Source organism: Arthrobacter sp. EpRS71 (genome assembly GCF_001512285.1).
GTDB lineage: Bacteria > Actinomycetota > Actinomycetes > Actinomycetales > Micrococcaceae > Arthrobacter.
On record NZ_LNUV01000006.1, the window covers coordinates 96,826 to 108,202 of the forward strand.

An 11,377-nucleotide genomic window follows, 5' to 3' on the forward strand; every position below is an offset into this window, starting at 1 on the left:
GTGACCCTAGCGGCCGGTGCCGCCGTAAACGGTGGCTTCAGCGTCGCCGTCGAGCTCAAACGCATTGTGGATGGCGCGCACGGCGTCATCCAAGGCGTCAGCGCTGGTGACCACGGAAATGCGGATTTCCGAGGTGGAGATCATGTCAATGTTGATACCAGCGTCGGACAGGGCCTTGAAGAACGTGGCCGAAACGCCGGGGTGTGAACGCATGCCTGCGCCAATGAGGGAGAGCTTGCCAACATGCTCGTTGTATTCAATGCTCTCGAAACCGATCTGACCCTCGGCAGCGCGCAGGGCCGCAAGGGCATCGGCACCTTCCACGATGGGAAGCGTGAACGAAATGTCCGTGCGGCCGGTGCCGTGCGTGGACACGTTCTGGACGATCATGTCGATGTTCGAGTGCGCATCGGCAATCACCTGGAAGATTGCAGCTGCCTTGCCGGGGATGTCCGGCACACCAACCACGGTGACCTTGGCTTCGGACCGGTCGTGTGCAACGCCGGAAATGATTGGCTGCTCCAAGGCAACTCCCTCTTGAATAGTGAACTTCTCGTCGGCTCCGGGGATGACCCAGGTGCCTTCGTTCTGGCTGAATGACGAGCGGACGTGCAGCGGCACACCGAAACGGCGGGCATACTCCACGCACCGCAGGTGCAGGATCTTGGCCCCGGAAGCGGCCAGCTCCAGCATTTCTTCGCTGGAGATACGGTCGATCTTCTGGGCGCTGCTGACGACGCGGGGGTCGGCGGTGTAGATGCCGTCCACGTCCGTGTAAATCTCGCAGACGTCGGCTTCAAGCGCTGCTGCCAAGGCAACGGCTGTGGTGTCCGAACCGCCGCGGCCCAACGTGGTGATCTCATTGGTGATGCGGCTCATGCCTTGGAAGCCTGCCACGATCGCAATATGACCCTTGTCCAGGGCCGTGCGGATGCGGTGGGGGTCGACGTCGATAATTCGCGCCTTGCCGTGGATGCCGTCGGTAATCATGCCGGCCTGGGAGCCCGTGAAGGACTGCGCGGAGGCGCCGAACTTGTTGATGGCCATGGCGAGCAAGGCCATGGAAATTCGCTCACCGGCGGACAACAGCATGTCCATTTCACGGGCGGGAGCCGAGTCGGTGACCTGGCTTGCGAGGTCCAGGAGTTCGTCGGTGGTGTCGCCCATCGCGGAAACAACAACCACAACCTCGTTGCCGGCCTTCTGCGCATCCACGACGCGCTGAGCGACCCGCTTGATGCCATCAGCATCTGCAACCGAGGAACCGCCGAACTTTTGAACGATCAGCTGCTTGGTAATGGCAGCCTCGTTGGAGAGCTCTTCGATCTTCACTTCGGTAGTGGGCATAGTCATGCGCGCACCCTCACTGCATCAATAGGGTTCGAACGCGGCATGCCAAATCCAAATTTGAGCACGCCCGCGTAGCTTATTTGCCCAGTTTATCGCCGTGCGCACGGCTGATAGGAATTGTGACCACATAGCGGCCACGTCTTGGCATTACCATCCGGCAGTGCCCGGACCACCCTTGAACGGGCCCACAATCTGGCGGGTGATCCAGCCGCCGTAAAAGCCACCTTCCTGAAACGTCACCTGCTCGCCGTCGATCTCGCAGGAATCCATACGTTCCGGGTACAGGGCCACCCGGCTGCTGAGGGCCTCGAACCCCCGGGTGGGTTGCGGGTACGTCCACCCGCCACGCTCAACAACCATCCCTCCGGCCTTGATGGTGAAATAGCTTGCCTCGCCCTTGAACTCGCAAAAAGTGGCGCCACCAACAGGGACAAGCACACCATCAGGGAAGGCATCCAACGGCACGTAGTAGACGGGCGGATGGCTCGTCTCCAGAACACGCACAGCATTGGTGGTGTCCACAATCACCTGACCTCCAAGCCGCACCACAACCCGTTCAGATCGTGGCTCCACCCTGGGCGGGCGCGGGTAGTCCCACACCGACTCCTGACCCGGGGCAGGCTTGATGGGCTGGGGACGCCGGAAGAGGCCGGAAAAACCGCGGTTGGAGACCATGTTCCATGGTGGCACGCTTGGCTGGGATCTCCCCGTGAAAGCCGGTGCCTCAAAACCTTGCAGCCCCGGCATATCGGTTGGGGCAGGCCGGGCGTACCATCCAACTCATGACGTTTGTGAGCGGCGATGGCCGGCTTGCCTGACCATACGGGCGGTTCGGGTCCGGGATGGAACGAGCCCGAATACGAAGTCATCGGCGGCGGGATGATCGATGACCAGCCATCCGAGGTGAGCGACCTGAAATCAGGCACGGGACCGCCGCACGCCCCTGGAAATTTCACCGTGACTGCCGGCGAGGCGTGGCGGAACACCCGGAAGTCCTTCAGGTCGTGGTGGTTCTGGATTGCCTGCGCACTGGGGATTGCTCTCGCCTGGGGGATAGCGGCCGCGTTGGTGGTTTGGGCAGAATCCAACGGGTGGTTCGACGCCGACGTCGCACATGCCGTCCACTTACTGATGGCGGCATTCCTGGCACTCTCAGCGGCCGTTTTGGGAGTCGCGTGGGGCTTCCGGCATTCGAACGGAAGCATCCCTTCACTGCTGCTTGCAGGAGCCATGCGCGGGCTGGGATTGGCCGTGCCGGCTTGCGCAGTTTTGCTCGTGGTGGGCTTCAGCGTCGGCGGGCCGACCGCGTTGGCCGGTGCCGCCGTCGTCGTCATTGTCCTTGAAGTAGCCCTCTTCGGGCTGATCGGTGCTGGTTCGCGGAAATGCTTCGCCAAGGCCACGTCGGGTGCTGCTGTGGCAGTGGTGCTGATGGCTTTCCTTTGCCTGGCAAATGTGGCGGTCACAGTCCTGTTGCTGCCCTCCACCACGGACATGGGCCAGGCTTCGGTGCCGGTGAACGTTGAGCGGGACGACTCCGGAAGAATCACTGCCTACGAATGCGTTGGCGACCTTCGACCCGTTGAGGTGGCGCACACGGACCGGATAGCCTGGCTGGCCACCACCAACCCTGCTCTGCTCCTGGGTAGCGTGGGCGGGGAACTGGCGCCCACGGACAACCCGATTGGATGGATGTTGTCCGGACTGCAATGGGCCGCCGACGGCCCGTCACGCGAGGTCCCGTGCCTTGGCGGGGAATCAAGCGCCGGGCTCGCTCCGTCCATGCCTGTAGCGCTGACGGGCTTGGTGCTGCAGACAGTGGTGGCCGCTCTGGTGATGGCGTCGGGACGCTGGCTGGCCGGGCGGAGGCTGCGTACTAGTTCGGGTTCTGGCTGAGCGGCCGCCGAGCGTACTCAGAGATCACGACGCCCGAGCCGAACGCCGTCGTCGAGACCTCCTCGAAGGCGCTGGGCCGGTAGGCGCCGGGCGCAAACAGCGGGATGCCGTCCCCAAAGAGCAGCGGGCTGCGTTTGAGCACGAGCCGGTCGATTTCACCCGCGAGCTGGGTTGCGAGTTGCCCACCCCCACAGAGCCAAATCGACTTCCCGGGCTGGGACTTTAGCCGGCGCACCACATCTACCGGGTCTTCATCGGTAATGGTCAAATTCGGGTGCTCGCCGGGGATGTCCTTCTCGGTGCGCGTCCGGGAGAACACTACTTGTTCGAGGTGCTGGTACGGGCTGGTCATACCCGCCGGCAGGCCGACGGCGTAGGTGTTCCAGCCCATCACCACAGTGCCAAAGGTGGTCCCGGCACGTTCAATTCCCATGGCATCGGCAACCGCTGTGGGAATGGCTTCCGGGAAGCGCTGGATTTGGGCGGCCATATGGTCACCCTCCACCGGAAACGCATCGAACTCACCCCCTGGACCGGCAATGTAGCCATCCAGGCTCACGGCAACGTAATACACAAGTTCTCGCACGGGACCCCCATCACGGTTGACGTTGTGATTGCGAGACTACAACAGCGCGTTGCGCCGGCCTTCAAAGGCCCGGCCGAGCGTGACTTCGTCGGCGTACTCCAGGTCTCCGCCCACGGGCAGGCCAGAGGCAAGACGCGTCACCGTGATGCCGATCGACTTGAGCATGCGGGCAAGATAGGTGGCCGTCGCCTCGCCCTCAAGGTTGGGGTCCGTGGCAATGATGATTTCCTGGATGGCGCCGTCATTGAGCCGCGTGAGGAGCTCACGGATGCGCAACTGCTCCGGGCCGATGCCCGCAATCGGATTAATGGCGCCGCCCAGCACGTGATACCGGCCGCGGAAGGACCGCGTACGCTCCACAGCCAAGACGTCCTTGGACTCCTCGACGACGCAGATAACCGACGGGTCACGGCGCTGGTCTCGGCAAATGTTGCACGTTTCCTGCTCGGTCACGTTGAAGCACACACTACAGAACTTCACGCGTTCCTTCACCGTGGTGATGGCCGTGACGAGGCGCTTCATATCCTCAGGATCTGCCTCGAGAATGTGGAAGGCCAGGCGCTGCGCTGACTTGGGGCCCACACCGGGAAGCCGGCCGAGCTCATCAATCAGCTCTTGAACTGCACCTTCGTACACAATGTCCTCGTTAGTTTGAAATCAATGCTGGAAATCAGCGGGGTTGCAGGGGTGAACCATCCAAGGCGCGCTCTTCAATCAGCTTCCCGCCCAGAATACGCTCCACGGCAGCCCTCCCAAAGACCCGGGATTCTTCGATGGTTTCGTCCTCCGGGCTGGGAATGTCCTCCGTCACGGTGGCGGGCGCTGCCTGGGTCCGCGCAGGTGCCTGAACACGCCCCGCCTGGGCTTCGGGACTGTTGGTCAGCCTCTGGTACAGGCTTTGGCGTCCGTTCGGACTGCCCGACGGCGCGCCCTCCTCAAGCGTCGCCACCGAACCGTGCGCTTCCTCGGGCTGCGTCGCCAAGGAGGGCCAGGGGGCAGGTGCGTTGCTGGTTGCCGGTGCAGGCATGGACTCCGCTGCGGGCCAGCTCGACGCCGGTGCGACGTCCCAGCTGGAGCTCGGGTTCTGCTCCGCATTGGTGGGGTGGCCGTAGGCGCCGGTGGGCGCCTCCGGAACCTGGGCTGCGGCCGGCTCGTAGTCAGGCGCGTCCGTTACCGGGGCGGCTTCCTCGGCAGCTGGAGCAGGGTTCTTGCCCACGTTGGACTCCGCGCCCACTACCCACGTACCCGGCGCTTGCTCCACAGCACGGGACCACGGATCCTCGGCCGAGTTGCCGCTCTTGGTACGTGGCGGTGTGGCCGTGGTGGGTGAGCTGTGGGGCGGTGTTGACGCCCGGCTTGCAGACTGGGCCTGGGGTGCTGGTGGTTGGGCGGCCGGTTGTGCGTTGCCAGAGCCGTAGCCAGACGGTGGTTCCCAGTCCGCGGGAGGCTCTTCATCCAGAGGAGGCGCATCCTCGTCGAGGGGCGGACCCCAATCGTCGTCTGGGTACGAGTAGTCGCCGGAGGGCTCGGAAGCCGGGGGAGTAGATGGCGCGGGGGCCTGGGGTGTAGATGGCGACGGGGCCGGGGGTGCTGCTGCCGGGGCTGCTGATGCTGGCACGGAAGCTTCCACCGAAGCTGATGCCGCGGCGGCGGGCGCTGGAGGTGCGGATGCTTCTACTGGCGCGGAAGCGGGTGCTAGACCCCAAGCGGAGTCGACAGCTGACACCGGAGCGGGCGTCGAGGCTGTTTGAGCAGGGGCTGATGCGACACTTGCTGCAGCAGCCGGAGTTTCCCGGCTAGTAGGTGCTTTTGGGTTTGGCTCAGAGCTCGCTGAGCTGTTGCCGCCAGCGACCGCGACGATCTGGCAGTCGATACCGATGGTCTTGTGAATCGCTTGGCGAAGGTTCTCGGAATGATCCGCACGCCCGAACGCACCGGCGAGGCCGCCCGTGGTGAATGCCAACGTCAGCACCTGGCCGTCGAACTGGGCCACTTGGGCATTCGGTTCCACCAGCGCCCACGTGCTGCGCTTGATCTTGGTCAAGGTCTGGAGGACATCCGGCCACGCACGGCGCAGGGCCTCCACGTCACCGCTGCCACCGGAGACTGGAACGTGAGCCGGAACCTGGGTGGCAGGTTGCGGGGCCGCATCAGCCGATGACATGGCCGGCTGCGCCTGAGGCGAAGGCGTCGGTGCCTGAACGGGCTGGGGCTGATGCGGTGCGGCAGCTGGCTGTGCCTTGCCGGTAACTGGGCGGTCTTCAACAGGCCAGTCGTTGGTGGATACCCGTGGTGCTGTGATGGCTTCCCGGGTACCGGCGTCAGCGGTCGGCTGAGCGGCCGACGCGGGCGTGGACGGCTCAGCGGGAGATTGTTCCGGACTAGGCTGCACAGGCGCGGCTGGCACTGAGGCGGGTGCTTGTTGCGAAACCGGGGGTGCCGCCGGGGCAGCCGTTACAGCGGGAGTCTGAGCCGGTGCCGGAGCCGCAGGCGTGGTGGGTGTACCAGCCGCAGCGGCGGGCGCGCCAGCAGCGACAGCCGTTGCGCCGCCGTCGCCCGTGTAATTCAGGCGACGTTCCACGCGGTCAATGCGGGCAGCGATGCCCCGCTCGGTCTGCTCAGCGCTGGGCAGGAGGATGCGGGCACACAGAAGCTCAAGGTGAAGGCGCGGCGACGTGGCGCCAGTCATCTCCGTGAGGGCGGTGTTGGTGACATCCGCTGCCCGGGACAGCTCGGCTGCGCCCAGGTTGGTGGCCTGGTTCCGCATGCGGGCGATCTGGTCTGCGGGCATGCCGCGGAGGATGGCCTGCGCGCTCTCCGGCATCGCCTGGACGATGATGAGATCGCGGAAGCGTTCCAAGAGGTCCTCGACGAAACGACGAGGATCGTGTCCGGTCTGGATGACGCGGTCCACTGCGCGGAACACGGTGGCAGCGTCGGCAGCGGCCACAGCATCCACGATGTCGTCCAGCAAGGAAGCGTGCGTATAGCCAAGCAGCGCAACGGCGAGCTCGTAATCCAAGCCGTTGGGGCCGGCCCCAGCCATCAGCTGGTCAAGGACGGACAGGGTGTCCCTCACGGAACCGCCACCCGCGCGGATGACGAGTGAAAGCACGCCAGGAGCTACCGGAACATTCTCCTGCTGGCAAAGGAGCTCGAGGTACTGCATCAGCGGTTCCGGCGGCACCAACCGGAAGGGGTAGTGGTGCGTGCGGGAGCGGATGGTTCCGATGACCTTGTCCGGCTCCGTGGTGGCGAAGATGAACTTGATGTGTTCCGGCGGCTCTTCGACGATCTTCAGAAGCGCGTTGAAGCCAGCCGACGTGACCATGTGGGCCTCGTCAATGATGAAGATTTTGTAGCGGTCCCGGACCGGGGCGAAGGTTGCGCGTTCACGGAGATCACGGGCGTCGTCAACGCCACCGTGGCTGGCGGCGTCGATTTCGATGACGTCCAGCGAACCGGAGCCGCCGCGCGCCAGTTCAATGCAACTGGGGCACTTGCCGCAGGGGGTGTCGGTGGGACCCTCCGCGCAATTCAGGCAGCGAGCCAAGATGCGCGCCGAGGTGGTCTTGCCACAACCGCGGGGGCCGGAGAAGAGGTAGGCGTGGTTCACGCGGTTCTTGCGGAGCGCCGTCATCAGCGGCTCCGTGACGTGTTCCTGCCCGATAACGTCCGCGAAAGAGTCCGGGCGGTACCTTCGATACAGGGCAGTTGTAACAGTCACAAGTGAAACCTACCTATAGGGACTGACAGTTAAAGTAAGTGACCCCTCATGCACCCGCCAGAGCCCATCTACCCTTGCTACCTTCCGGTCCTGGGGGAGTTCAACAGGATGACGCCACATGAGGGGCCGTCGACAAGCTTACCCGAACTTGGGTTGGGGTTCGAATCGGCTCAAAGGGCTGTGGATAAGGCTCGACGCCGGGTGGTTGGCGCCCCGTTTTGGTGGGACTCGTCACGCGGGGCGGTTTCTCTTGAACGCCTATGGCCGGGTGGCCAGGATGGCTGATACTTCGCTTGTGCCTTGGCAGTGTGCTGCGGCTTCCGGTGAGAGCATCTGTGTCGCGCTGACGATTCGCCGGCGTTCAATCTCCGAGCCCCTGAGGATGTTTTCGTGATGAGCGATACGGTTCCGAAACTCTCTGATAGCGGTCAGAGTTTGGCTCAGCTTGCTGCGATCCGTACCGGGAGGGAACGCTTTGTGAAGGTAGGGGACCCACAGAGTCTTTTCGTGGCCGTCGGCAAACAGGAAGGTCCAGAATCCGAACATGAGTTCAGCAACGGTCTTGCCTGGAAGTGGCGTCGGAGACGGGAAAGCGACGCTCGGCGCTGGCGTTACGGCCTCTCTGGCACGTTCAACCTTGTCTCCAGGGTTCTTATTGACATCAATGCGCCTGCCTTTGGCTTTGTCAAACCGTGATGCGACCGGAAATAGCCGCGTCAAAGTGGCTTGTTCCGTCCAATGGGAGCCAGAGCCGACGATGGCGACCTGCAGGTGACGATCACATGCGTTTCTTAGCCCGACCTCCAAATGGCTGATATCCCTGAGGAAGGCCGCACTTAGGCGTGCATTCCACTCATAAAGCTGCAGCGCCCGCGTGCGTGATCCGCCTGCAGCTCAATGAAAAGCGGGAAGCTTCTTGGCCGTCTGGGGCAAGCCGCGTCCTGATCCGGGTCACCGCCACCCATTCACGGCCCACGTCATGAAAGCCGGCTCCTCGTAAGGGTGAGCGACCCGCAGAGCCTGCACAACGCCGTCGAGCCTGTCCTCCTCGACCACGCACTCAACGCGTATTTCGGACACCTGCTCCTCAATCCCCACCTCGCCAACAAGGGGTCGCGCTCCGGACAGCGGCGTGAAGCGACCGGTGCCCGGTGCAGTAAAGGCGCAGTGGGAGTAGTCGCCTATTCTCCCGGCGCCAGCATCGCCCATGGCGAGCAGGACCTCTTCGATGTGCGTGTCAGGAACGTAAACCACCAAGGCGTGCAGCTGTGTCATGCGCACATCCTGTCAATAAACTTCGGCTACAAACAGGTCTCAACCATTGCAAAACATCCCCCCTCAGCGGACCATGGATATGTACACCGATTGGGGCAATCTCAAGATTGTGAGCTGCGGGGCCTGGGAGCGAGGGGCCGGACCCGGCAGCTCAACGTTGTACCGCAAGAATGGGCGCGTTGGGGGCGTCCATTTTTCCGTTAAGCACGATTCTCCGGGGCTGCCTGGGAGGGGCAAATCAGCCCGATTACACGATGCTGAAATTCTCAGGTACAGTAGTATCTGCTTTCGAATCGGAAGCAAGGAGAATTCGCCTAGCGGCCTATGGCGCACGCCTGGAACGCGTGTTGGGTTAACGCCCTCGGGGGTTCAAATCCCCCATTCTCCGCCGATAAAGGCCCCTGGATCCAACGGATCCGGGGGCCTTTCTCTTTGCCTGAAACCAGAGGCCGGATAGTGAGCTTCTCCCGCCCCGGGCCCCTCTCCCTGCGTACACCCACTTGTCCTATGACGTTCTTGGCCGGCCCAAAGCGCCCTCATAGGATGTCTTGGACGTGCTCGTCATCAGAGGGGAATCCGGTGCCGGACTTCATTGCAGGAACTGTCCGGGGCAGGCACCTTGCAGTCCCGCCAACCAGGGCTCGCGCGGCGGACCTGGACGCCATCAGGCTGATCGGAATCGCCGCCGTCGTGGTTGGGCATGTGTGGACGTCCGGGCCGTTCACTGACGCCCTGTTCGCGTGGCATGTCCCTGTGTTCTTCATCCTGACGGGCTACCTGTGGAAGCCGGGCCGTACGCTGCGGGATGAGGTCGCCCGACGCTCCAAGACACTCCTGGTCCCGTACGTTGCGTGGCTGGCTGTCCTCAGTATCGCGTTCGCTTCCGTGGAATATCTGCGTGGCGGATCCCTGCCGGTTGAGGCGCTCCGAAACGCTGTCTATGGAGGAGCGTTCGCGGTACGCCCATACTCTGCGTTCTGGTTTGTGCCGGTCCTCTTTTTCACCGCTGTGCTGTGCCGCCTGCTGGAGCGTTTTCCCGCATGGGTGGCGTGGACCACCGCTGCAGTTGGCCTGGCAGCAAGCGTCGTGGCGGGCTCGATGATGGCTAAGACGCCCTTGGGAATTGCTTTGGCAGTGCCGTGCCTGGTGTTCGTTCTGGTGGGACGGGCCTTGCCTGCGATGGTCCGCCGCATCCGCTACAAGGCAGTTGTTGGGCTGGGGCTTGTGCTCGCCGGCGTTGCACTGACGGTGGGCGGCGTGGTGCAGCCGCTGAACATGAAGGACGGCGACTTTGGCACTGTGGTGTTGAGCGTGGTCAACGCGTCTGCGATAAGTCTCGGGCTGATCCTCGTCCTGGCAGCGCTGTACCGTGTGGTCAGTCCGGCAGTGAACCGCCTCACGGTCCAATGGGCGTCCACTGGGCTGGTGGTGGTCCTGACCCACGCGTTTTTCCTCTACCTGCTCAACACGCCTGCCTCGGGAGCGGTTCTTGACGCTGTTGTGGCTTTGGTGGTGCCCTTTGCCATCGCGCTGCTGGTGACCCGGTCCCCGCTCCGGCGGTGGCTGGTGGGTTAGTCGGCAGCAGGCAGCACCCCACCCCGACCGTGGGCGGCCGCCACCCGTTCCAACACTTCCCGGCAGGCCATGATGGCGGGGTGAATCCGGCCGGCCGTCCTGGTGGCAGTGAATACGGTGCGCTCCGGAAGGCCGGGAAGGTCCAGGAGTTGGACCGTGCGGATCCGCCCGGTCCATACGAGGTCCGGCATCAGGGCCACGGCGTTCCCGGATTCAATGAGCCGGATCTGGGCCTGAAGATCGGCGGTTTCGTAACGTACATCGGGTTCGAAGCCTGCCGAGCGGCATGCCTGCTCGGCCCAGTGCCGGGAAGCGGCGCCCCGGGGTTCCATGACCCACGGCATCGAGGCGGTGTCCGCGAGTGAAGACACGGCTTCGCCGCCGAGTCCCACTGGGGGAGTGGCCAGGCGGATGGCGTCGCTGGTGAGGGTGACGCGGTCCAGGCCGCTGTAGTGCGGAGCCGCGTGGCCGGGGTACTGCTCTGCCACCACGAGGTCGAAGTCCCGGGCCCACGTTTCGTAGAGGGCGGTCTCGGGTTCGCGCTGGGTCATCTCCACCCGCACCTCGGGGTACTCCTGCCGCATGATGCTGAGGAAGTCGGGCAACAGGGCCAACGCTGCGGATTGGAAGACGGCGAGCCGCACCGTTCCGGTCACCGTGGACAGTGATGCTGCGAGCTCAGTTTCCGCGCGTTCCAGGGTCTCCAGGAGTGCGGCGGTATGGGCCACCAGAATTTCCGCCTGCGGGGTTAGCTGTACCCGTCGCCCGGCTTTGCGCAGCAGTTCCACCCCCGCTTCCTTCTCCAGCAGGGTGAGTTGCTGGGACACCGATGAAGGGCTGTACTGCATCGCATCGGCCACCTCGGCGAGGGTTCCACGGATCTTCAATTCGTGCAGCAAACGCAGCCTGCGGACGTCCAGCAAGGCGGCCTCCAAAGATTCGGAATGAGTAATGAATATTCGTCAGAAAAG

General features: G+C 63.8%; 10 protein-coding genes, 1 tRNA gene and 1 other RNA gene. 3 read left to right on the top strand and 9 right to left on the bottom strand.

Annotated features, from left to right (window positions below):
* Positions 1–6: 6 nt before the first annotated feature.
* Positions 7–1,353: an aspartate kinase gene (locus AR689_RS10590; RefSeq protein ID WP_062069961.1), complete on the bottom strand. Its 1,347-nt coding sequence runs from the start codon at positions 1,351–1,353 to the stop codon at positions 7–9.
* Positions 1,354–1,497: 144 nt separating this feature from the next.
* On the bottom strand, positions 1,498–2,025 hold the full coding sequence (locus AR689_RS10595; protein ID WP_062069963.1) for a DUF427 domain-containing protein: 528 nt from the start codon (positions 2,023–2,025) through the stop codon (positions 1,498–1,500).
* 126 nt (positions 2,026–2,151) lie between these two features.
* Here AR689_RS10595 and AR689_RS10600 point away from each other — a divergent pair, with 126 nt between their 5' ends.
* Positions 2,152–3,243, top strand: a complete 1,092-nt coding sequence (locus tag AR689_RS10600) for a hypothetical protein (RefSeq protein ID WP_231745487.1) — start codon at positions 2,152–2,154, stop codon at positions 3,241–3,243.
* On the opposite strand, the gene AR689_RS10605 is transcribed toward AR689_RS10600, so the two are convergent.
* The 6 genes from AR689_RS10605 to AR689_RS10630 form a co-directional block, all read right to left on the bottom strand.
* Positions 3,224–3,829, bottom strand: a complete 606-nt coding sequence (locus AR689_RS10605) for a dihydrofolate reductase family protein (protein WP_062069965.1) — start codon at positions 3,827–3,829, stop codon at positions 3,224–3,226. The two genes, AR689_RS10600 and AR689_RS10605, sit on opposite strands and share 20 nt — an antisense overlap.
* Before the next feature lie 36 nt (positions 3,830–3,865).
* Positions 3,866–4,465, bottom strand: coding sequence for a recombination mediator RecR (recR, locus tag AR689_RS10610; RefSeq protein ID WP_017198356.1), 600 nt, complete (start codon positions 4,463–4,465; stop codon positions 3,866–3,868).
* 34 nt (positions 4,466–4,499) lie between these two features.
* Positions 4,500–7,556: a DNA polymerase III subunit gamma and tau gene (locus AR689_RS10615; RefSeq protein ID WP_082697902.1), complete on the bottom strand. Its 3,057-nt coding sequence runs from the start codon at positions 7,554–7,556 to the stop codon at positions 4,500–4,502.
* Positions 7,557–7,590: 34 nt separating this feature from the next.
* An RNA gene (gene ffs / locus AR689_RS10620) (signal recognition particle sRNA small type) lies at positions 7,591–7,687 on the bottom strand.
* Positions 7,688–7,814: 127 nt separating this feature from the next.
* The gene (locus tag AR689_RS23760) at positions 7,815–8,423 is read right to left on the bottom strand and encodes an Abi family protein (protein ID WP_082697905.1); all 609 of its coding nucleotides are present in this window, start codon (positions 8,421–8,423) and stop codon (positions 7,815–7,817) included.
* 84 nt (positions 8,424–8,507) lie between these two features.
* Positions 8,508–8,831, bottom strand: a complete 324-nt coding sequence (locus AR689_RS10630) for a YqfO family protein (protein ID WP_062069971.1) — start codon at positions 8,829–8,831, stop codon at positions 8,508–8,510.
* A gap of 303 nt (positions 8,832–9,134) precedes the next feature.
* Here AR689_RS10630 and AR689_RS10635 point away from each other — a divergent pair.
* Both AR689_RS10635 and AR689_RS10640 read left to right on the top strand, forming a co-directional pair.
* Positions 9,135–9,219: transfer RNA gene (locus tag AR689_RS10635), tRNA-Ser, on the top strand.
* 191 nt (positions 9,220–9,410) lie between these two features.
* Entirely contained in the window at positions 9,411–10,406 is a 996-nt protein-coding gene (locus AR689_RS10640) for an acyltransferase family protein (RefSeq protein ID WP_231745489.1), read from the top strand.
* Here the strand turns inward: AR689_RS10640 and AR689_RS10645 are convergent.
* Positions 10,403–11,329, bottom strand: a complete 927-nt coding sequence (locus tag AR689_RS10645; RefSeq protein WP_062069975.1) for a LysR substrate-binding domain-containing protein — start codon at positions 11,327–11,329, stop codon at positions 10,403–10,405. The two genes, AR689_RS10640 and AR689_RS10645, sit on opposite strands and share 4 nt — an antisense overlap.
* Positions 11,330–11,377 lie beyond the last annotated feature (48 nt).

Coding starts and splice junctions, on each gene's coding strand:
- AR689_RS10590 (WP_062069961.1), bottom strand. CDS start 1,353: ATGACTATGCCCACTACCGAAGTGAAGATCGAAGAGCTCTCCAACGAG.
- AR689_RS10595 (WP_062069963.1), bottom strand. CDS start 2,025: ATGGTCTCCAACCGCGGTTTTTCCGGCCTCTTCCGGCGTCCCCAGCCC.
- AR689_RS10600 (WP_231745487.1), top strand. CDS start 2,152: ATGGCCGGCTTGCCTGACCATACGGGCGGTTCGGGTCCGGGATGGAAC.
- AR689_RS10630 (WP_062069971.1), bottom strand. CDS start 8,831: ATGACACAGCTGCACGCCTTGGTGGTTTACGTTCCTGACACGCACATC.